Genomic DNA, 19,269 nt, shown 5'->3' on the forward strand with positions numbered 1-19,269 from the left:
CCCGCGCGGGTTCAGCGCACCACGCTCAGCGACAGCGCGAACCGCTTCGCGCCGTCGGTCCACCAGTGGGTCAGATCCAGCCCGGCCGCGGCGAGTTCGGCCCGCACGCCCTCCCGCCGGAACTTCGCGGACACCTCGGTACGCAGCTCCTCCCCGTCCGCGAAGTCCACGGCCAGGTCCAGCGCCTGGACCTTGACCGTCTGCGCGGCCCGCGAACGCAGCCGCATCTCGATCCACTCCCGCTCGGCGTTCCACCGCGCCACGTGCTCGAAGGCGGTGGGCGCGAAGTCGGCCTCCAGCTCCCGGTTGATCACGGACAGCACGTTCTTGTTGAACTCGGCGGTCACCCCGGCCGCGTCGTCGTACGCCCGGACCAGCACCTCCTCGTCCTTGACCAGGTCGGTGCCCAGCAGCAGGGCGTCCCCCGGGGAGAGCAGGGCGCGTACGGCGGACAGGAACGCGGCCCGTTCCTCCGGCAGCAGGTTGCCGATCGTGCCGCCGAGGAACGCCACCAGCCGGGGCCCCGGCGTGTCGGGCAGCGTCAGCCCGCCGGTGAAGTCGGCGATCAGCGCGTGCACCCGGAGGTCCGGCCGCTCGGCGACGATCGCCTCCCCGGCCTGGGCGAGAGCGCTCTCGCTGACGTCGACCGGCACATAGCCGCGCAGGCCGGTCAGTGCGTCGAGCAGGAACCGCGTCTTCTCCGAGGAGCCGGAACCCAGCTCCACCAGGGTCCGGGCGCCGGTCGCCGCGGCGATCTCGCCGGCCCGGTCGACGAGGATCTCCCGTTCGGCCCGGGTCGGGTAGTACTCGGGCAGCGCGGTGATCTCCTCGAACAGCTCGCTGCCCCGCGCGTCGTAGAACCACTTGGGCGGCAGCCACTTGGGCGTGCTCGTCAGGCCCGCCAGGACATCGGCGCGCAGGGCGGCGCCCGTGGCGTCCTCGGGCAGGGTGCGGGTCAGTCGGAACTGGCTCACGTGCGGGGCTCCTTGGGAGAGGCGAAGGCGTCTGCGGGGGCGGGATCGCCCGGTTCCTTGAGCGGGGTTAGCTGCACCTCCGTGCGGCCCGCCACGAGCAGCGTGCGGTCGGGGACCTCCCGCCAGTGCGGGTCGTCGTCGTACGGCTCCGAGGCGACGACCGTGCCGCCGCCGGGGCGGGTCAGGTACCACAGGGTGTCGCCCCAGGTGGTCGCCGTGATCGCGGCGCCGTCGGTGAGCAGCAGGTTGAGCCGGGAGCCGGGGGCCGCCGCGGCGACCTCCAGCACCGTCTCGGCCAGCGCCCGGCCCTCGTCGTCCCCGGCCCGCAGCCGGGCCAGCACCAGCGCCCACACGAGCGCCGAGTCGTTGCGGGCCTCCAGCGAGAGCAGCTCCCCGGCCGGCAGCGTCCCGGCCACCCCCGCCAGCGAGCCCGGCCAGCCGGTCACGGCACCGTTGTGGCTGAACAGCCAGGTGTCCGCCGCGAAGGGCGCGGCCGCGGCCTCCGCGTCGGCGCCCGCCAGCGTGGCGTCCCGTACGGCGGCCAGCAGCGTCCCGGTGCGCACCACGCGGGCCAGGTCGGCGAAGGACTGGTCCGCCCAGATCGGCCCGGCCCGCCGGTACCGGGCCGGCACCGGGTCGCCCGCGGCGTACCAGCCGACGCCGAACCCGTCGGCGTTGACCGTGCCGTACCGCTGGTGGCGGGGCGCCCACGACTGGCGGTACAGGCCGTGCGGCGGCGCCACCAGAAGCCGGCCGAGCGGCTCCTCGGGGCCGACGTACGCGAGATGCCGGCACATCAGGCGACCTCCGCCGACCGCGCGGTGCGGAACCCGGAGAAGATCTGCCGCCGGATCGGATAGTCCCAGTTGCGGAACGTGCCCCGGCAGGCCACCGCGTCCACGGCGAACGAACCGCCGCGCAGCACCTTGTACTCGGGACCGAAGAACACCTCCGAGTACTCCTTGTACGGGAACGCCTTGAACCCCGGGTACGGGGCGAAGTCGCTCGACGTCCACTCCCACACGTCGCCGATCAACTGCCGCACGCCCAGCGGCGACTCACCGGCCGGGTAGCTGCCCGCGGGCGCCGGGCGCAGATGGCGCTGGCCGAGGTTGGCGTGCTCCGGTCCCGGCTCGGCGTCGCCCCACGGGTAGCGGGCGGTGCGGTCGCCGGCCGGGTCGTGCCGGGCCGCCTTCTCCCACTCGGCCTCGGTGGGCAGCCTGCGGCCGGCCCAGCGGGCGTACGCGTCGGCCTCGTACCAGCTCACGTGCAGCACCGGCTCGTCGGCCGGCACCACCTCGGTGACCCCGAAGCGGCGCCGCAGCCACTGCCCGCCGTCGCGGCGCCAGAACAGCGGGGCGGTGATGGAGTGCCGGCGGATGTGGTCCCAGCCCTCCGGCGCCCACCAGCGGGGGTCGTCGTAGCCGCCGTCGTCCATGAACGCCCGGTACGCGCCGTTGGTCACCGGGGTGGTGTCGAGGAAGAACGGCGCCACCTCCCGCCGGTGCGCGGGCCGTTCGTTGTCCAGCGCCCACGGCTCGGTCGAGGTGCCCATCGTGAACGGGCCCCCGGGCACCAGGACCTCCGACGGCCCGGTGAACAGCCCCGCCGGGTCCGGGTCCGGAGCGTTCAGCGCCTGCGGGCCCTTGCGGAGCTGGTGGGTGATCAGCATCGTCTCGTCGTGCTGCTGCTCGTGCTGGGCGATCATCCCGAAGGCGAAGCCCGCCTCGGTGAGCCGGGTCCCGTGGAACGCGGCCCCCTCCAGCACGTCCAGCGCCCGTCCGCGCACGTCGGCGGCGTACCCGCGGGCCTCGGCGGGCGACAGCAGCGGCAGCCGGGGCCGTTCGGCGCGCGGATGCTCGAAGGCGTCGTACAGGCTGTCGATCTCGGGCCGTATCGCCTCCTGCCCGCCCACCGCGCGCAGCAGCCACTGCTCCTCCTGGTTGCCGATGTGCGCCAGGTCCCAGACCAGCGGGGACATCAGCGGCGACACCTGGCCGGTGAGGTCGGGGCCCTCCACGCAGCTGGTCAGCAGCGTGGTGCGGGCGCGGGCCCGGACCAGCGACGACAGGGCCCGCTCGCGCAGCGCGTCGCCGTCGCCGGGGTCGGCGGCGGTGTGGGTGTGGGTGTCGGTGGCGGTGTCCATGGCGGGGTCGGTCATGAGCGGGTCTCCCTCCCGTGCGGGCCACGGCTCGCGCCGTCCGGCATCTCCAGCAGATCGTCGGCGGGGCAGCGGCCCCTGCGGACGTAGCGCTCCAGGTACCCGGCGACGGCGTCCGTGACCGCGGTCGTGGCGCCGAGCCGGGGCAGCGCGTCGAGCGCGGCCGTGAAGCAGGTGTCTGCCGCCTCGCGCAGCTCCGGATCGGTGAGGGCGTCACGCGCGGCGTCCTCGTACAGCGGGTTGTGCGGGCCGGGCAGGCCGAGGGTGCGCTCGGCGAGCGGCTTGACGGCCCGGTAGGCGGTCTCGGTGGCCTCCGGATCGTCGAACAGCGCCGCCGTCACGGCCAGCGGCACGATCCAGCCGTCGTTCCCCGGCTGCGCGTCGATCATGCGCAGCTCCAGGTGGCCGCGCGGCCTGACCGGCGGGAACAGCGTGGTCAGGTGGTAGTCGAGGTCCTCCCGGGTCGGCGGCCTCGGCACCTGGTTCCGGGTCCACTCCCGGAAGGTCATCCCCTCCGGTACGTCCCAGGGCCCGCCGTCGTTGCGCACGCACATCACCGGCGTGTCCAGGACGTGCCGGGTCCAGGCGCCGCGCGGGTCGGAGTCGAGCCGGGGGCCGCCGGCCCGCTCGGTGCCGATCTCGGCCCACCGCAGCTGCCGGGTGGACCGCCAGCCGGTGGGCCGGCCGCCGGCCAGCGGGGAGTTGGCGAACGCGGCCACCAGGACCGCGCCCAGCTGGTGGGCCAGCCACCAGCGGCGTACGTGCCCCAGCGGGCCGGGCTCCTCCTGCCCGGCGTCCACGCAGACCTGCACGGACGCGGAGGTGCACATCATGAAGCGCCCGGCAGGGCCGGTACGGTCGAGACAGGCCTCCATCGCGTCGTAGCGCGGCTGCCGCAGATAGCGGCGGGGCTCGTGCCAGGGATCGTGGCCGAGGCCGACGAGGGCGAGGCCGTCCTCGCGCAGGACCGCGCGGACGGCGTCCAGGTCGGCGGAGACGGTACGGACGCACTCCATCAGGGAGGCCGCGGGGAGCGAACTCAGCTCCAGCTGGCCACCCGGTTCGACGGTCAGCGCCGACCTCAGGGGCACGGCCCGCAGCGCGGTGTACACCGCCTGGAGCCGTTCGGGTGATACGGGGAGCCGCGGCGCGCGCAGCTCGTGGACCAGCCATTCCACCTCGACACCGAGGAGCCTGGGCGGACCGGTCTTGAAGCAGATGCCGTGGACCAGCGCCTCGACCTCGGCCTCACTGACGGCGGTACGTGGCCGGATACAGCCACCAACCGAATCGGACATGTCGGGATCCTCCTGAGATTCCACCATGCCGCCGACCCATGATCAGGTGGGCCGGGTCGGCACACTCGTCCCACCCAAGACCCTCGTGCCGGTCCGCACAAGGACGCATTTCGGGACGTTCCAGATCGGTAATGTCCGCGACCCGGTTGTTTCCGGGGACTTTCCCCAGCGTCTGCCGACAGCAAAACTCCGTTGCGACGCACCACCAGCATCACTCAGGATTCCCGCATGAGCACGACGGGGGAGACCGCGCGGCGCGTGGTCAGGGCGTCCACGGGGGTGGCGCCGTGAGCGCGCGCCTGCGGGGCCTCGCGCAGCAGACCGAGCAGATCGTGGCGGCCGGGAGCTACCGCACGGCGGCCGGCCGCGAGGTGCCGGTCGGCGCGGCGGTGGAACGGGCCCGCGAGGGCACGCGGATGTACGGGCCGGAGCCCGTGGCACCAGGCGTTTTCACCCCGGTGCGGACCGTCTTCGAAGTCACCGGCGAGAGCAGCCTGGAGGCCGCCCGCCGGCTCGGCGGCGAGGTCGCCGTGCTCAACTTCGCCTCCGCCCGCAATCCCGGCGGGGGCTACCTGAACGGCGCCCAGGCGCAGGAGGAGGCCCTGTGCCGGGGCTCCGCGCTGTACACCTGCCTGCTGCGGGCGCGTGAGTTCTACGACCACCACCGTGCCCACCGCGACCCGTTCTACACCGACCGCGTCATCCACTCCCCGGCCGTGCCCGTCTTCCGGGACGACCGCGGCCGCCTGCTCGACGAGCCGTACCCGGCCGGATTCCTGACTTCCGCCGCGCCCAACGCGGGCGTGGTGCTGCGCACGGCCCCGGAGCGCGCCGGCGAACTGCCGGCCGCCCTGTCAGCGCGCGCCGAGCGGGTGCTGGAGACGGCCGTGGCCCACGGGTACCGGCGGCTGGTGCTCGGCGCCTGGGGCTGCGGGGTGTTCCGCAACGACCCGGCCCAGGTGGCCGGCGCGTTCCGGACGCTGCTCGGGCCCGGCGGACGCTTCGCCACCGCCTTCGAACGGGTGGCGTTCGGCATCCTGGACCGCACGCCGGGCTCCACGGTCCGGGAGGCGTTCGCGCGGGCCTTCCCCGAGGGCGGGTGACCGGCGGCCGGGAGCGCCTCAGCTCCAGCCGTAGCGCTCCCGAAGCCGCTGCCGTACGAGATTGAACCGCATCCGGTCCAGGGCGCACGCCTCCCGGCGCATGCCCCCGTCGTGCAGCCTCAGCACCCGCTCCACGTCGACCCACGAGTCCCGCCCGGAGCGGTCCCACGGCCCGCTCCCGATCGGCACCCAGTCCCGGTCCCCGTCGTGCCGCCTGCTGGACAACTGCACCGCCAGCACCGTGCCGGCCGCCTCCCTGGCGACGACGAGCACGGGCCGGTCCTTGCCCCTGCCGTCGTTCTCCTCGTAGGGCACCCACGTCCAGACGATCTCACCGGGATCGGGATCGCCGTCGTGCGCGGGGGAGTACTCGGTACGGACCCGGCCCACCCTCCCGGGGACGGCCTCCGTGGTCGCGAAGGGACCGTAACGGCCGGGGACGGTGTCACCGTCGCTGTCGATGTCGTCGGTAGAGGCGCTCACGGGCCGTACCGTACGGGACGTCGCCGCGGGCCCTGCGAGGGGACCCGCGACGGGCCGCCCCGGCGCCCCGGCCGCCCGTGGAGCCGCTGACCGCCGGTCTCAGCTCGTCGGCCGCTCGTCCTGTCCCGGTTGCCCGTCGTGTCCCGGCCGGCCGCCGCGGCCTGTCGGCCCCCACCCGGCCGCCGTGTCCCGTGTTCGCCGTGCCCCCGGCCCCGGTCGCCGCCCTTCGGACGCCCGCGGGTGGTCCCCCGGCTCGCCCGCCTCGGGTCGGCGCCGTTCGTGATCGGGTGGCAGGCTGATCACCGGGCCCCCGCCTCCGCCCGGGGGCGGGGCCGCGACCGCACGAGTCAGAAAGCGACGTCATGACCGACCAGCTCACCGTGACCGTCCTGGGCACCGGCATCATGGGTGCCGCGATGGCCCGCAACCTCGCCCGCGCCGGACACACCGTCCGCGTCTGGAACCGCAGCCGGGACAAGGCCGAGCCGCTGGCCGCCGACGGCGCGTACGTCGCCGCCGACCCCCAGGAGGCCGTACAGAACGCGGACGTCGTCCTCACGATGCTGTACGACGGCCCGGTCGCGCTCGACGTCATGGGGCGCGCCGTACCCGGTCTGCGGCCCGGCACGGTGTGGGCGCAGTCCACCACCGCCGGCGTCGACGCGGTCGCCGACCTGGCCGCCTTCGCCCACGAGCACGGCCTCCTCTTCGTCGACGCGCCCGTTCTGGGCACCCGGCAGCCCGCGGAGGCCGGTCAGCTGCTGGTGCTGGCCGCGGGGCCGGCCGCGGCCCGGGACAGGGTGGGGCCGGTGTTCGACGCCGTCGGCTCCCGCACCGTGTGGACCGGCGAGGACGGCGCGGCCGGCAGCGCGACCCGGCTGAAACTGGTGGCCAACAGCTGGGTGCTCGCCGTCAACAACGCGGCGGGCGAGAGCCTTTCGCTCGCCAAGGCCCTCGGCGTGGACCCGGACGCCTTCCTCGACGCCATCGCCGGCGGGCCCCTCGACATGGGCTATCTGCGCGCCAAGGCGGGCCTCATCCGCGACGGCGCGCTGACACCCGCCCAGTTCGCGGTCGGCACCGCCGAGAAGGACGCCCGGCTCATCGTCGAGGCCGGTGAGGCCAACGGCGTCCGCCTGGACCTCGCCGCGGCCGGCGCGGACCGCCTGGCACGCGCCGCCGCGCAGGGGCACGGCGACGAGGACATGGCGGCGGCGTACTTCGCCAGTTTCGAGGAGAAGTCGTCCCACTGAGCGCCCGGGGTACGGGGAACCCGAGACCGCGACGCCGAGCCGATCTCGGCGCACACGAGGACGAGAAGGAGCCCGCATGTCCAAGCCACCGCTGCCGCCCGAGGCCGTCGCACTGCTGCGCCGTCCCAACCCGGCCGTCATGGCGACCCTCCGCTCGGACGGCGCGCCCGTCTCCACGGCCACCTGGTACCTGTGGGAGGACGACGGCCGCGTGCTGGTCAACCTCGACGCCGGGCGCGTCCGCCTGGGACACCTGCGCCGCGACCCGCGCGTCACCCTCACCGTCCTCGCGGACGACGACTGGTACACGCACGTCACCCTCATCGGCCGCGTCAGCGAGATGCGCGACGACGAGGACCTCACGGGCATCGACCGGCTCTCCACGCGGTACACCGGGAAGCCGTACCCGAACCGGGAGCGCCCCCGGGTCAGCGCCTGGATCGAGGTGGAGCGCTGGCACGGCTGGGGCTCACTGAAGGACAGCGACCAGGCGTCCGGCTGACCCGTCGCGTCCGCCCGGTCCCCGGGGTGTTCCGCCGTGGTACGGCCGGGAGTTGCCGCTCCCGGCCGTACGTCCGCGGCGGCTACTCGATCTCGCGCATCATCTTCTCCATCGAGCCGACCGAGAGCCGGGTCTGCGTCAGCTCGTCCAGGGTCTGCCGCTGCTCCTCCGCCGTACGGCGCTGCAACTCCACGGTGTCCTCCAGGAGTCGCGCGTACCTCGTGGCGAGATCCTTGTACTGCTCCTCGCGCGCCGCCACCATCCTGGCCCGCCAGGTGGCCGCGACCTGCCAGACGATCACGATCATCAGACCGAAGAACCCGGCCGCGCCCACGGCACCGACCAGGACCCCCAGTTCCTCGGCTCCTGCGGCGAGAGTCACCACGTCCTCGTTCACTTAGCTTCCTCTTTCGCGGTCCGGCCGGCGGCGCGGTCGGGGTCGGTGGTCTCGGTGAGCGTCGCGGCCGCCCGCGCGACGACATGCGGGGTGAGTTCGTAGAGGAACGGGGTGACGTCGTAGTACTTCATCGACTTGCCGTCCGCTCCGACCTCCAGCGTGCCGACGACCAGCCCCGCCGCTTCCAGCCGTTGCAGGTGCATGTGCAGCAGCGGGCGGCCCATGCCGATCAGCCGGGCCAGCGCGCTGACGTAGTTCCGGCTCTCCAGGAGCGCCGCGACGATCCGCATGCGGTGCGGGTTGCCGAGCGCGGAGAGCACCTTGAGCAGCTCGTCGCTGGTCGGTGCCGGAGGCGGGACCTCGGGCATCGCGGCCCCTTTCCGTCGTACCTGTCAGTGAAGGCTGACAGGGGGCGCGGAGACCTGTCAAAGATTCCTGACACATCTCGGGGACAAGTCGGGGACAAGTCGGGGTCGAGTAGGGGACGGATGGGGGACGCATGAGAGGGCTCGCCCGCTGAACCGGCCGTTGTCAGTCCCCCTCCGCATACTGGTGGCTTCACGGAGCCGGATGTGCCGGATGTGAGGGGGATGGGGCGTGCGGACGGTCTACCGAGGTGAACTGCCGGTCGTCCAGGGACGGTTCCACGTGGACAGCCGTCGGGACCCGTACGGCCCGGGGCCGTCGGAGGCCTGCGCCGGGCAGACCAACGGTCTGTGCGGCGCGGCCGTCCCGGGTTGTCTCCTGCTGGACACGGGACCGTGCACCGGGCGGGTCGGCCTGACCGTCGAGGTGCACCGGGCGCCGCCGCCCCTCGACGACGGCTGGGAGGAGGTCGTGGAGGCTTCCTTCCGGCCGGTCTCCGCGTCGACGGCCGTCCTGCCCTGCGGACACGCGGCGCTGTGCGAGGTGGACCTGCCACCGGCCGACCACCGGGTGCGCTACTGCGGGCGCGGTCTGGACCGGGGTGGGGCGGCCGACCTCCGCGCCACCGCGGCTTCCGGTCCCGTCGGCCACTATCTGCTCCAGTTCTGGCCGGCCCCGCCCGCCGCGGACCTGGTCGTCCGGCAGACCTCGCGCAGCGCCCGGGACCGGCACCGGTACGCCCGCGCGCTGCCCGCCCCCCGATGCGGGGAGCCGTCCGAGCGTGAGCGCGCCGAGGTCCGATCCTGGGGCGGCCGGCTGCCCAGCCGACGGGTGCGCGAGGTCGGCGCCGACGCGCGCGGGCTCGTACCGCTGGACCGGGACCTCCTCGACGCCGTCGACGCCGCGGGTCCGGCGACGCAGCGGGGTCTCGCGCGGTGGGCGGCGCACCGTGCCCTCACCGTGGCGGGGCTGGCCGACCTCGACTGGATATCGGCCGCGCTGGCCGCGCTGGACCGGGGAGCGCCCCTGCCGCCCCCGTTCGACGACCCCTGCCAGGTCTGGGACCGCTTCTTCACCGACGAGCGCATCGCCGCGGCAGCGGTGGACCCGTCCACGGACTGCCCGGGCGGCCCACTACGGCGGCCCATGGCCCTGCCCGCCCTGCGCGCCGCCGCCGACCCGGACCCCTTGCGTGCCGCGATCGGCGCGGTCTTCGCGGCGGCGATGGCGTACGGCCCGGACTGCCCGGCGTTGTTCGCGGCGGCGCGGCGGGAGTTCCCGGTTCTGGGGCGGGGTGTGCCGCCGGAGTAGGGGAGTCGGGGCGCTGGTTCTGGGCGGGACCTTGCGCGTGCCGCGCTCGGGCGCCGTTGTCGCGCGGGCGTGTTCGGGAGGGCTGGGCCGCCGGTCCGGGGAGCCCGTCGCCGGGCGCGGGTCCGAGGCCGGGTCTGCTGTCGGGATCGGCGCCGCCGCCTCCCGGCGACGGAGGTTGCGTACGGCTACGACTGTCCGCCCTCTTTGCCGCCCCCCCCCCCCCGCCGGGGGTTCCCGGTCCTCGACGGGGCTACGCGACCGGGCTCGGGGAACCGGCCCCCTGTCCAGGGTCGGGATCCGCGCCCGAACCCGGGGCCGAGGCCGGGTCGGAGCCCCGGCTCCCCTCCGGGCCGGACCCCGCGCCCCAGCGTGGCAGCAGCAAGGGCGTCGCCAGGAGCAGCACGCCCGCCAGGGCGACCGCCGTGCGCAGGCCGGTCAGCGACGCCAGGAGGCCCCACAGGGCCGTCAGTGCCGCGGTCGTCAGCTTGCCGCTGATCGTCCAGGCGGTCAGGGTGCGCGCGACCCGGTCCGGCGGGGTCAGTTCCAGCCGGCGCGTGGCGAACACCGGGTTGTACACCCCCACCGACGTGATCAGCGCCAGCTCGACGGCCATCACCAGGACCAGACCCGGCACACCCGGGCCGACGAAGGCCAGCCCCACCGGCCAGCACACCCGCAGCACCCCGCTGGTGACCAGCACCCGGTGCTCCCCGAAGCGCGCCACGAGGGGTCCGGCCAGCCGGGAGCCGATCAGGCCGCCGACGCACGGCACCGCGAAGGCGAGCCCGTACTGCCAGGGTGCGAAGCCCAGATCGCCCAGCATGAGGACGGCCATCAGCGGCGCGGTCGCCATGATGAGGCCGTTGACCAGGAGCGTGTTGAAGAACAGCGGACGCAGCGCGGGCGAGGTGAGGACGTACCGCCACCCCTCCAGCAGGTCACCGGACCGCAGCCGGGAAGTCCGGGCAGGGCCCGCGTGCTCGGGGAGCGGTTCGCCGCGGCCGATCGCACGGATGCCCAGCGCCGACAGCAGGTAGCTGGCCGCGTCGACCGCCACCGTCACCACGGGCCCGAAGAGACCGACGGCCGCCCCGCCGACCGGTGGCCCGAGCATCGTCGCGGTCCAACTCGTCGCCTCGAAACGGCCGTTGGCGGCCAGCAGGTCCTCCCGCCGCACCAGCGCCTTGAGACAGGAACCGGCGGCGGCCCGGAACGTGATGTCGGCAGCGGCGACGACCACCGACACGACCAGCAAGTGGGCGAAGCCGAGCCGCCCGAACGCGAACGCGACCGGCACGGTCACCAGCACCGCGCACCGGATCAGATCCGTCGCGATCATCACCGGCCGCTTGCGCCGGAACTCCACCCACGGCCCCAGCGGCACCGCCACCACCGCGCCCACCGCGAGACCGGCCGCCGCCAGCGCCGACACCTGTGCCGGACCGGCGTTCAGCGCCAGGACCGCGATCAGCGGGAAGGCGTCGAACGCGAGCCGTGTGCCGAAGGTGCTGACGGCGTACGAGGCCCACAGCCACCCGAACCCCCGCCCCAGCGACCCGCCGCCGGTCCCGCCCGATCCCACCGCGCCCGATCCCACCGCACCCGATTCCGTCACGCCCGACATCCAAACGAGCGGACGGCCCCGGATCAAACAACCGGCCATCCAAGTGGCACAACCCAGGGTTGTGCATGGAGGGAATGCGAAGACCGAGCCGTCAGCGCCCCGGTGTGCCCCTACCGCGCCAGCAGCGTCCGGAGCGCCCCCGTGACCTCGCCCGGCGCCTCCTCTGCCATGAAATGCCCGCAGTCGACGGTGTCGTGCGACAGGTCCGGCGCCCACGCCCGCCACAACGCGGCGGCGTCGTAACCGAGGGCCGCGCCCCAGTCCTGCTGGAGCACGGACACCGGCATCCGCAGCCTGTTGCCCCGTTCCCGGTCGGCCCGGTCGTGCTCGACGTCGATGCCGGCCGAGGCCCGGTAGTCGGCCACGATGGAGGGCACCGCCTCACGGGACGCCTTGAGGTACGCGGCCCGGACGTCGGCGGGCAGGGCCTCCGGGTCGCGGGTCCAGACGTCGAGGAAGTGACCGAAGAACGCGTCCGGCGCTGCGCCGATGAGCTGCTCCGGCAGACCCGGCGGCTGCGCCATCAGAAACAGGTGGAACCCGACCGCGGCCGTGGTGCCGCGCAGGACGTCCCACATGTCGAGGGTCGGCAGCACGTCCAGCGCCGCCAGGTGCGTCACCGCGTCGGGATGGTCGAGCCCGGCCCGCACCGCGACGAGCGCTCCCCGGTCGTGCCCCGCCAGCGCGAACCGCTCGTGCCCGAGCGCCCGGGCGAGAGCCACGACGTCGGCGGCCATGGTCCGCTTGGAGTAGGCCGTGCCGTCGGGATCGGACGGCTTGTCGCTGGCGCCGTAGCCGCGCAGGTCGGGGCAGATGACCGTGTGGTCGGCCGCGAGGCCGACGGCGACGTGCCGCCACATCAGATGGGTCTGCGGGAAGCCGTGCAGCAGTACGACCGGGCTGCCGGAGCCGCCGACCGCCACATGCAGGGCGACACCATCGGCGACCGTGACGCGGTCGTGGGTGAAGTCGGGAATGGTCGGTGTCATGGGTGGGCCGTGCCTCTCTCGTGCCGTACACCAGGTCTTCCGCCGTACGTCGTGCCTACTGCCGTACGTCGTGCCGGTGACTGCCTCCGAGCCTGCCGGGCCCGGATCAGCAACCGATCAGCACGCGTACCGTGGTGCCCGCACGGGCGAGACGGATCGGAACGGACGGAACATGGAAGCGGTCACGTTCGGTGTGCTCGGACCGGTCACGGCCGAGCGCGGCGGCGACCCGCTCGCCCTCAAGGGCCCCCGGCACCGCGCCGTACTGGCCCGGCTGGTCCTGGCCCGACGGCGGGTCGTCCCCGTCGCCCGCCTGGTGGAGGACCTGTGGGAGACATCCCAGGCACCCCCGCCGCGAGCCGTGGGAGCGCTGCGCACCTTCGTCGGGGACCTGCGCCGGGCCCTGGAACCCGACCGCCCGCCACGCGCCCCGGCCCGGCTGCTGGTCACCGAAGGCCCCGGATACACCCTGCGCGCGGCGCCCGACTCCGTGGACGCGTGGCGTTTCGAGGCGGCCGTCGCCGAGGCCGACCGCGGGCCCGCCGCGCAGGCCCCGGAGCGGCTCCGGGCGGCCCTGGAGGAGTGGCGGGGTCCCGCGTACGCAGAGTTCAGCGGGGCGGAGTGGGCCCGCGGCGAGCGCTCCCGGCTCACCGAACTGCGGCTGCGGGCCGTGGAACGCCGGGCGGAACTGCTCGTGGAACTGGGCCGGGCCGCCGAGGCCGTCCCCGACCTGGACGCGCACCTCACCGGGCACCCCTGGCGCGAGGAGGCCTGGCGCCTGCTCGCCCTGGCGCTGTACCGGACCGGCCGTCAGGGGGACGCCCTCGCCGTACTGCGCCGGGCCCGCGGCCGGCTGGCCGGACAGCTCGGCCTCGACCCCGGTCCCCGGCTGCGCGGCCTGGAGGCCCGCATCCTCGCCCAGGACCCGGAACTGGACCCGCCCGGTGAACCGGCGGACGCGGCGGCCAGGTTGTGGGCGGCGGCGACCGAGGCGTACGACCGCACCGTCGCCGCCGGCGCGCACGCCCGTCTGGAGTCCACCGTCGGCCTGCTGCGCACCCTCGCCGTCACCGGCGGCGGCGGTCTGGAGGCCGCCCGGGAGCACCGGACGGCGGCGATCGCGGCAGCCGAGGAGACGGGCGACGCCGAGCTGACGGCCCGGGTGATCGGCGCCTACGACGTCCCCGCCGTCTGGACCCGCGGCGACGACCCCGAGGGCGCCCGCCGGATCGTCGAGGCGGCCGAACGCACCCTCGCCGCCCTCCCCGACGACGCCACCGCCGACGCGGCACGCTGCCGCCTGCTGGCCACCGTCGCCCTGGAGTCCCGGGGCGTACGGTCCGAGCGCGGGCCGCGCGCGGCGGCCGAGGCCGAGCGCGTCGCCCGCCGCCTGGACGACCCGGCGCTGCTCGCCTTCGCCCTCAACGGTGTCTTCATGCAGTCCTGCACCAGAGCCGGGCTGGCCCCCCGCCGCGACGCCGTCGGCGCCGAACTCGTCGCCCTCGGCACCCGGCACGGCCTGGTCAACCACACCGTCCTCGGCCACCTGATCCGCCTCCAGGCCCGCTCGGCCCTCGCCGACCTCACCGCCGCAGACGAGCAGGCCACGGCCGTGGACCGCCTTGCCGCACGGCACGACCGGCCGCTGGTCGCCGTCTTCACCGACTGGTACCGGGCCCTGCGCCTGGCCGCCACGGGCAGCCCGTACGACACCGCCGCGGCCGCCTACCGCGCCGCCGCCGCCCGGCTCGACGGCGCGGGCATGCCCGGCCTCGAACGCGGACTGCTGCCCCTCGCCCTGCTCGGCCTGCGCCTCGCCCACGGGCGGGCGGCCGAGGTGGACCCGGGCGCGGACTGGGGGCCGTACCGCCCGTGGGCCGAGCCGTTCGCCCTCCTCTCCGACGGCCGCGCCGCCGAGGCCCGCACGGCCCTCGCCGCCCTGACGGAGCCGCCGCCCGACCTCCTGTACGAGGCACTGTGCTGCGCCGAGGCCGCGCTCGCCCTCCGGCTCGGCGACCGCGCGGCCCTGGAGCGCACCCACGCACGGCTGCTGCCCGCCTCCGGCGAACTCGCGGGCGCGGGCAGCGGGCTGCTCACCTTCGGGCCGGTCGACGACTGGCTCGCGGCGATCAGGCGGGCGCTGGGGACAGGGGGATCGGCGTGAACATCGCGGGTTCCTCGTCGGGGGTCAGCGCGGTGCGGCCGTACACCCAGTCCGTGAAGCCGTAGTCGCGGACGTCCCGCTCCCGCAGGACCGCGCTACGACCCGCGCGGCCTGCGCTCCCTGGTCGCGACGCTGGAAGCGGCCGCGCGGGCCCTGGAGGCGGGACCTCGCGGCAGGCCCCTGACGTGGTGACCCCCGACGGCTCGGCGGTCGGCCGTCGCCCGGTTGCCCGGATCCGCGTCGGGTACCCGGTGCGCATGAAGTGGCAGCAGGTGCAGGGGGGTCCGTCCGCGGTGTACGTAGTGGTGCTGGAGGCCGGCGAGGACGCGGTCGCCGAACTCGGCGCCTTCGCCCGCGACCGGTCGCTCACAGCGTCCCAGGTCACCGCCGTGGGTGCCTTCTCCGAGGCGGTCGTCGGCTGGTTCGACCGGCGGGCGAAGGACTACCGGCGCATCCCCGTGGAGGAGCAGTGCGAGGTGCTGTCGCTGCTCGGCGACGTCGCCGTGGCCGACCAGGGACCCACCCCGCACCTGCACGCCGTACTGGGCCTCTCCGACGGCTCCACCCGCGGAGGGCACCTGCTGTCCGGACGGGTCTGGCCGACGCTGGAGGTCGTCGTGCGGGACAGCCCGGCCGAACTGGCCAAGACCCACCACCCCGACATCGGCCTGGCCCTGATCGACCCGGGCCGTACAACCCCGTAGCGACGCTCAGGAGGCGCGATCATGACACGGCGCATCCGAGACGTGATGTCACCGGCCGCGGTGGCCGTCGAGCCCATGACGACGGTGACACGGGCCGCCCGGCTGATGAGGGAGGAGAACGTCGGCGACGTCCTGGTGACGTACGACTGCGACCTGTTCGGCATGCTCACCGACCGCGACATCGTGATCCGCGGCGTCGCCGACGGCCGGGACCCGGACGAGACCACCGTCGGCGCGGTGTGCACGCCGCCGCCCGTCGTCACCCTCGACCCGGACGACACCACCGACCACGCCGCCGAACTGATGCGGCACCACGCCGTGCGCCGGCTCCCCGTCGTCGAGCACGGCGGCGTCCCGGTCGGCGTGGTCACCCTCGGCGACCTCGCCGCCGCCGACGAACCGCACTCCGCGCTGGCGGACATCAGCCGGGCCGCGCCCGGCCACTGACGTACCCGGGCGCGGGCAGCGTGAGGGCCCGGCGCCGGGCAGGGACGGAGGAAGCGACATGGCCCCCCTGGCACGAACCCCCCGGGCGGAGGCGGGGGAGGACCGCCGCACCACCGCCCGCACCGCGCGGCTGCGCAGCCGGATCCCGGAACCCGACGAGGAACCCGACCTGCTCGGCCACTACCTGAGCCAGATCGGCGCGACACCCCTGCTGACCGCCGAGGACGAGGTACGGCTGGCCGTGCGCATCGAGGCCGGCGTCCGGGCCAGGGAGGAGCTGGAGTCGGCCGACACCGGCGAACCCGCCCCCACGCCCGGCGCGCGCCGCGCACTGGAGGAGACCGTCCACGACGGCCAGGCGGCCAAGGACCACATGGTGCGGGCCAACCTGCGGCTCGTCGTGTCGATGGCCAAGCGCCACGCCCACCGCGGGCTGCCCCTCCTCGACGTCATCCAGGAGGGCAACCTCGGACTGATCCGGGCCGTGGAGAAGTTCGACCACACCAAGGGCTTCAAGTTCTCCACGTACGCCACCTGGTGGATCCGCCAGGCCATCGAACGGGGCCTGGCGACGCACGCGCGCACGGTGCGGCTGCCGGTCCACGTCGTGGAGCAGCTCCAGAAGCTCGCCAAGGTCGAACGGGGGCTCCGCGGCGGGCTCGACCGCGAGCCGACCACCGAGGAGGTCGCCGCCGAGAGCGGCATCGACGCCGACAAGGTCGTCTGGCTGCGCCGGGTCGGACGGGACGCGGTCAGCCTGGACACTCCGGTGGACGAGACCGGTGAGACCGTCGTCGGCGACCTCATCCCGGACACCGAGGTGCTGCGGGCCCCGGAGGTCGCCGAGTTCCAGGCGCTCGCGGCGGAGCTGAGGGAGGCAGTCGGCACCCTCGCACCCCGCGAGGCCCTGATCCTCAGCCTCCGCTACGGCCTGCACGACGGCCGCCCCCGCACCCTGCACCAGGTGGCCCAGCACGTGGGCCTCACCCGGGAGCGCGTCCGCCAGCTCGAGAAGGCCTCGCTGGCCCATCTGCGCGCCCCCGAGACCCGGGACCGCCTGCTGGACTGGGCGAGCTGACCACACCGGTGCGCGGGCCGGACGCGCGGCCGGGGTTGCCCGGACCGCATCCCGGAAACACCCTGACGGAGAACCCGTACGCGCTTCCCGTCCCCGCCCGCCCGAGGAGCACCGGTTGAACGTCTCCCTCAGCGTCTGGCTGCTGACCGTCGCGGGCCTGTGCGTCCTGGTCGCCGCGGACTTATTCATCGGCCGCAAGCCGCACGACGTGTCGATCCGGGAGGCCGGGATCTGGACCGCCGTCTGGGTGATCCTGGCCTGTCTCTTCGGCGTGGGGCTGATCCTGGTCGGCGGCGGCGGTCCGGGCGGCGAGTTCTTCGCCGGCTACATCACCGAGAAGTCGCTCAGTGTCGACAACCTGTTCGTCTTCGTCCTGATCATGGCGAAGTTCGCGGTGCCCTCGCAGTACCAGCAGCGCGTGCTGATGGTCGGCGTCATCGTGGCCCTCGTCCTGCGCGCCGCCTTCATCGCGGCCGGCGCGGCGATCATCTCCGCCTTCTCCTGGGTGTTCTACATCTTCGGTGCCTTCCTCATCTGGACCGCGTGGAAGCTGATCCAGGACGCCCGCAAGGGCGGGCATGACGAGGAGTACGAGGAGAACAAGCTGCTGAAGTCGATCGAGCGCCGCTTCGGTGTCGCCGACCGCTACCACGGCACCAAGCTGTGGGTGGAGGAGAACGGCCGGCGGGTCATGACGCCGATGCTGGTCGTGATGCTCGCCATCGGCTTCACCGACATCCTGTTCGCGCTCGACTCCATCCCCGCGATCTACGGCCTGACCCAGGACCCGTACATCGTGTTCACGGCCAACGCGTTCGCCCTGATGGGTCTGCGCCAGCTGTACTTCCTCATCGGCGGCCTGCTGAAGAAGCTGGTCCACCTCTCCTACGGACTGTCGGTCATCCTCGGCTTCATCGGCGTGAAGCTGGTACTGCACGCCCTGCACGAGTCCGGCGTGCACGTCCCCGAGATCAGCATCCCGTTCTCGCTCGGCTTCATCGTGCTCGTCCTCGCCGTCACCACGGCGACGAGCCTGTGGGCCGCGCGGCGGCAGGAGCAGCCCTAGACGTACTGACTCGCGGGGCCGGGCCGCCGGTCAGCGGCCGGCCCGTGACGGCCGGCCGCGGGAGACGACACGGCTGCCGCCGCCGTCGACGACGCGGGCCTGGAGCGAACCGCAGGCACACCGGGTCCACAGGGTCCCGCCCGCCCCGGTGGGATGCGCGGACAGCACCTGGAAGGGCTCGGCACCGTCGGGCCACCCGCAGTGCGGGCAGACGGCGCCGGTCGTGCAGGGCATGGCGACTCCTCGTGGCTCGATGGTGCGCCGGCGGGACCGGCGGAACGTGACGCCGCGTCGGCCGCCGCGACACAGCCAGGGTGCGACTCCTCGTCCGTTCACGTCCAGGTTGACTTTACGGACACCACCGTGAAGCGTGCGCTTCATGATTGATCTGCGCAGGCTGCACGTCCTGCGGGCCGTCTCCCACTACGGCACCGTCACCGCGGCCGCTCGCGCCCTGCACTTCACCCCCTCCGCCGCCTCCCAGCAGATCCGTCAGCTCGCCCGGGACCTGGACGTGGACCTGCTGGAACCGCAGGGGCGCGGGGTACGGCTCACCCCGGCCGCGGAGAGCCTGCTCGCGCACGCCGACGCCATCGAGGCCCGCTGGGACGAGGCCGAACTGGATCTGCGGGCGGGGGAGGGCGCCCCCGCCGGGCCGCTGCGGGTCACGGGGTTCCCGGTCGCCGTCTCCGTGCTGCTGGCGCCCATGGCCGCGCGGCTGCGCGAACGGCACCCCCGGCTGTCGGTCCGGATCCGGGAGGTCGAGGTGGCGGAGAGCTTCGACCTGCTCTTCGAGGGCGAGAGCGACCTGGCGGTGGTGGAGGCGACGCCGTCCAACCCGACGCGGTCGGACGCGCGCTTCGACCAGCGTCCGCTCCTGGACGACCCGTTCGACCTGGTCGTCCCCGAAGGGCACCCGCTCGCCGGACGGGCCGGGGCGGACCTCGCCGACGTGGCGCACGAGGCGTGGATCGCGCCGGTGCCGCAGAGCCCCTGCCGCCCCCACGTGATGTCGGCGTGCGGGGCCGCCGGTTTCACCCCCGACGTGGTGCACCACGCGCTGGACTGGAACGTCACGGCCCACCTGGTCGCGCACGGGCTCGGCGTGGCGCTGATACCCCGGCTGGCCCAGCTCACCCCCGAGCTGCCGATCGTCCGGGTGCCCTGCGCGGACCGCCCGCACCGCAAGCTGCTGACCTGCACCAGGAGCGGTGGTCACCGGCGGCCGGCGGTCGCGGCGGCGCTGGCGGAACTGCGCACACTGGCCGCCGCGGCGGTGGCCTGACACACGCCGGTCACGCAGGCCGGGCGCACACGCGTGGGGGACCGGAGCCCGCCCGGGCTCCGGT

At 74.5% G+C, this 19,269-nt stretch carries 20 protein-coding genes; 10 read left to right on the plus strand and 10 right to left on the minus strand.

The window, feature by feature from the left end; all coding sequences use genetic code 11:
* Positions 1–11: 11 nt before the first annotated feature.
* Genes egtD through egtA form a run of 4 tightly spaced genes read right to left on the minus strand, consistent with a single transcriptional unit; the run spans position 12 to position 4,433 of the window.
* The gene (gene egtD / locus ACGF3J_RS32505) at positions 12–974 is read right to left on the minus strand and encodes an L-histidine N(alpha)-methyltransferase (RefSeq protein WP_393855429.1); all 963 of its coding nucleotides are present in this window, start codon (positions 972–974) and stop codon (positions 12–14) included.
* The gene (gene egtC, locus ACGF3J_RS32510) at positions 971–1,771 is read right to left on the minus strand and encodes an ergothioneine biosynthesis protein EgtC (protein ID WP_361359236.1); all 801 of its coding nucleotides are present in this window, start codon (positions 1,769–1,771) and stop codon (positions 971–973) included. The genes egtD and egtC overlap by 4 nt, the downstream gene beginning before the upstream one ends.
* A complete protein-coding gene (gene egtB / locus ACGF3J_RS32515; protein ID WP_393855430.1) occupies positions 1,771–3,135 on the minus strand; it encodes an ergothioneine biosynthesis protein EgtB in 1,365 nt (454 codons plus the stop codon). The genes egtC and egtB overlap by 1 nt, the downstream gene beginning before the upstream one ends.
* Positions 3,132–4,433, minus strand: a complete 1,302-nt coding sequence (gene egtA / locus ACGF3J_RS32520; protein ID WP_161331763.1) for an ergothioneine biosynthesis glutamate--cysteine ligase EgtA — start codon at positions 4,431–4,433, stop codon at positions 3,132–3,134. Before egtA ends, egtB begins: the two co-directional genes overlap by 4 nt.
* A gap of 287 nt (positions 4,434–4,720) precedes the next feature.
* On the opposite strand from egtA, the gene ACGF3J_RS32525 reads away from it, so the two are divergent.
* Positions 4,721–5,536, plus strand: coding sequence for a TIGR02452 family protein (locus tag ACGF3J_RS32525; protein ID WP_161331761.1), 816 nt, complete (start codon positions 4,721–4,723; stop codon positions 5,534–5,536).
* 18 nt (positions 5,537–5,554) lie between these two features.
* Here the strand turns inward: ACGF3J_RS32525 and ACGF3J_RS32530 are convergent, their stop codons facing one another.
* A complete protein-coding gene (locus ACGF3J_RS32530; protein WP_161331758.1) occupies positions 5,555–6,019 on the minus strand; it encodes a type II toxin-antitoxin system PemK/MazF family toxin in 465 nt (154 codons plus the stop codon).
* A 362-nt stretch (positions 6,020–6,381) separates the two neighbouring features.
* Here ACGF3J_RS32530 and ACGF3J_RS32535 point away from each other — a divergent pair, with 362 nt between their 5' ends.
* Positions 6,382–7,272 carry an NAD(P)-dependent oxidoreductase gene (locus tag ACGF3J_RS32535; protein ID WP_161331755.1) on the plus strand — a complete coding sequence of 297 codons (891 nt, stop codon included), beginning with the start codon at positions 6,382–6,384 and terminating at the stop codon, positions 7,270–7,272.
* Between the two features lie 76 nt (positions 7,273–7,348).
* Positions 7,349–7,774 (plus strand): PPOX class F420-dependent oxidoreductase, encoded by a 426-nt coding sequence (locus ACGF3J_RS32540; RefSeq protein ID WP_393855431.1) that lies wholly within the window; start codon positions 7,349–7,351, stop codon positions 7,772–7,774.
* Positions 7,775–7,856: 82 nt separating this feature from the next.
* Here the strand turns inward: ACGF3J_RS32540 and ACGF3J_RS32545 are convergent, their stop codons facing one another.
* Both ACGF3J_RS32545 and ACGF3J_RS32550 read right to left on the minus strand, forming a co-directional pair.
* Positions 7,857–8,171 carry a hypothetical protein gene (locus ACGF3J_RS32545; protein WP_161331751.1) on the minus strand — a complete coding sequence of 105 codons (315 nt, stop codon included), beginning with the start codon at positions 8,169–8,171 and terminating at the stop codon, positions 7,857–7,859.
* Entirely contained in the window at positions 8,168–8,539 is a 372-nt protein-coding gene (locus ACGF3J_RS32550) for an ArsR/SmtB family transcription factor (RefSeq protein WP_393855432.1), read from the minus strand. The genes ACGF3J_RS32545 and ACGF3J_RS32550 overlap by 4 nt, the downstream gene beginning before the upstream one ends.
* Before the next feature lie 229 nt (positions 8,540–8,768).
* On the opposite strand from ACGF3J_RS32550, the gene ACGF3J_RS32555 reads away from it, so the two are divergent.
* Positions 8,769–9,848, plus strand: a complete 1,080-nt coding sequence (locus ACGF3J_RS32555; RefSeq protein WP_393855433.1) for a hypothetical protein — start codon at positions 8,769–8,771, stop codon at positions 9,846–9,848.
* Positions 9,849–10,098: 250 nt separating this feature from the next.
* Here the strand turns inward: ACGF3J_RS32555 and ACGF3J_RS32560 are convergent, their stop codons facing one another.
* Together ACGF3J_RS32560 and ACGF3J_RS32565 are read right to left on the minus strand one after the other, a co-directional pair.
* Positions 10,099–11,472, minus strand: a complete 1,374-nt coding sequence (locus tag ACGF3J_RS32560; RefSeq protein ID WP_393855434.1) for an MFS transporter — start codon at positions 11,470–11,472, stop codon at positions 10,099–10,101.
* Between the two features lie 110 nt (positions 11,473–11,582).
* Positions 11,583–12,461: an alpha/beta fold hydrolase gene (locus tag ACGF3J_RS32565; protein WP_161331869.1), complete on the minus strand. Its 879-nt coding sequence runs from the start codon at positions 12,459–12,461 to the stop codon at positions 11,583–11,585.
* A gap of 172 nt (positions 12,462–12,633) precedes the next feature.
* Between ACGF3J_RS32565 and ACGF3J_RS32570 the strand changes: the two genes are divergently transcribed.
* The 5 genes from ACGF3J_RS32570 to ACGF3J_RS32590 all read left to right on the plus strand — a co-directional run bounded on the left by ACGF3J_RS32570 (position 12,634) and on the right by ACGF3J_RS32590 (position 17,920).
* Positions 12,634–14,625 carry a BTAD domain-containing putative transcriptional regulator gene (locus tag ACGF3J_RS32570; RefSeq protein WP_393855435.1) on the plus strand — a complete coding sequence of 664 codons (1,992 nt, stop codon included), beginning with the start codon at positions 12,634–12,636 and terminating at the stop codon, positions 14,623–14,625.
* Positions 14,626–14,882: 257 nt separating this feature from the next.
* On the plus strand, positions 14,883–15,329 hold the full coding sequence (locus ACGF3J_RS32575) for a PPC domain-containing DNA-binding protein (protein ID WP_393855436.1): 447 nt from the start codon (positions 14,883–14,885) through the stop codon (positions 15,327–15,329).
* Positions 15,330–15,350: 21 nt separating this feature from the next.
* Positions 15,351–15,776, plus strand: a complete 426-nt coding sequence (locus ACGF3J_RS32580) for a CBS domain-containing protein (protein ID WP_161331486.1) — start codon at positions 15,351–15,353, stop codon at positions 15,774–15,776.
* Positions 15,777–15,834: 58 nt separating this feature from the next.
* Complete coding sequence (locus ACGF3J_RS32585; protein WP_161331485.1) at positions 15,835–16,854, plus strand: RNA polymerase sigma factor RpoD/SigA; 1,020 nt, start codon at positions 15,835–15,837, stop codon at positions 16,852–16,854.
* Positions 16,855–16,969: 115 nt separating this feature from the next.
* Positions 16,970–17,920: a TerC family protein gene (locus ACGF3J_RS32590; protein ID WP_393855437.1), complete on the plus strand. Its 951-nt coding sequence runs from the start codon at positions 16,970–16,972 to the stop codon at positions 17,918–17,920.
* A 30-nt stretch (positions 17,921–17,950) separates the two neighbouring features.
* Here ACGF3J_RS32590 and ACGF3J_RS32595 read toward each other — a convergent pair whose 3' ends face one another.
* Positions 17,951–18,154 (minus strand): hypothetical protein, encoded by a 204-nt coding sequence (locus ACGF3J_RS32595; protein ID WP_161330471.1) that lies wholly within the window; start codon positions 18,152–18,154, stop codon positions 17,951–17,953.
* 145 nt (positions 18,155–18,299) lie between these two features.
* Between ACGF3J_RS32595 and ACGF3J_RS32600 the strand changes: the two genes are divergently transcribed.
* Positions 18,300–19,205 (plus strand): LysR family transcriptional regulator, encoded by a 906-nt coding sequence (locus ACGF3J_RS32600; RefSeq protein ID WP_161330470.1) that lies wholly within the window; start codon positions 18,300–18,302, stop codon positions 19,203–19,205.
* Positions 19,206–19,269: the final 64 nt, after the last annotated feature.

It is taken from the genome of Streptomyces sp. NPDC048171 (assembly GCF_043202655.1).
Classification (GTDB): domain Bacteria; phylum Actinomycetota; class Actinomycetes; order Streptomycetales; family Streptomycetaceae; genus Streptomyces.

What these genes read in the sequence shown, in the direction of transcription:
- egtA (WP_161331763.1), bottom strand. Translation starts at nt 4,433, where the DNA reads ATGTCCGATTCGGTTGGTGGCTGTATCCGGCCACGTACCGCCGTCAGT.
- ACGF3J_RS32600 (WP_161330470.1), top strand. Translation starts at nt 18,300, where the DNA reads ATGATTGATCTGCGCAGGCTGCACGTCCTGCGGGCCGTCTCCCACTAC.
- ACGF3J_RS32570 (WP_393855435.1), top strand. Translation starts at nt 12,634, where the DNA reads ATGGAAGCGGTCACGTTCGGTGTGCTCGGACCGGTCACGGCCGAGCGC.
- egtB (WP_393855430.1), bottom strand. Translation starts at nt 3,135, where the DNA reads ATGACCGACCCCGCCATGGACACCGCCACCGACACCCACACCCACACC.
- ACGF3J_RS32565 (WP_161331869.1), bottom strand. Translation starts at nt 12,461, where the DNA reads ATGACACCGACCATTCCCGACTTCACCCACGACCGCGTCACGGTCGCC.
- ACGF3J_RS32535 (WP_161331755.1), top strand. Translation starts at nt 6,382, where the DNA reads ATGACCGACCAGCTCACCGTGACCGTCCTGGGCACCGGCATCATGGGT.
- egtC (WP_361359236.1), bottom strand. Translation starts at nt 1,771, where the DNA reads ATGTGCCGGCATCTCGCGTACGTCGGCCCCGAGGAGCCGCTCGGCCGG.
- ACGF3J_RS32595 (WP_161330471.1), bottom strand. Translation starts at nt 18,154, where the DNA reads ATGCCCTGCACGACCGGCGCCGTCTGCCCGCACTGCGGGTGGCCCGAC.
- ACGF3J_RS32575 (WP_393855436.1), top strand. Translation starts at nt 14,883, where the DNA reads ATGAAGTGGCAGCAGGTGCAGGGGGGTCCGTCCGCGGTGTACGTAGTG.
- ACGF3J_RS32580 (WP_161331486.1), top strand. Translation starts at nt 15,351, where the DNA reads ATGACACGGCGCATCCGAGACGTGATGTCACCGGCCGCGGTGGCCGTC.
- ACGF3J_RS32540 (WP_393855431.1), top strand. Translation starts at nt 7,349, where the DNA reads ATGTCCAAGCCACCGCTGCCGCCCGAGGCCGTCGCACTGCTGCGCCGT.
- ACGF3J_RS32585 (WP_161331485.1), top strand. Translation starts at nt 15,835, where the DNA reads ATGGCCCCCCTGGCACGAACCCCCCGGGCGGAGGCGGGGGAGGACCGC.
- ACGF3J_RS32560 (WP_393855434.1), bottom strand. Translation starts at nt 11,472, where the DNA reads ATGTCGGGCGTGACGGAATCGGGTGCGGTGGGATCGGGCGCGGTGGGA.
- ACGF3J_RS32550 (WP_393855432.1), bottom strand. Translation starts at nt 8,539, where the DNA reads ATGCCCGAGGTCCCGCCTCCGGCACCGACCAGCGACGAGCTGCTCAAG.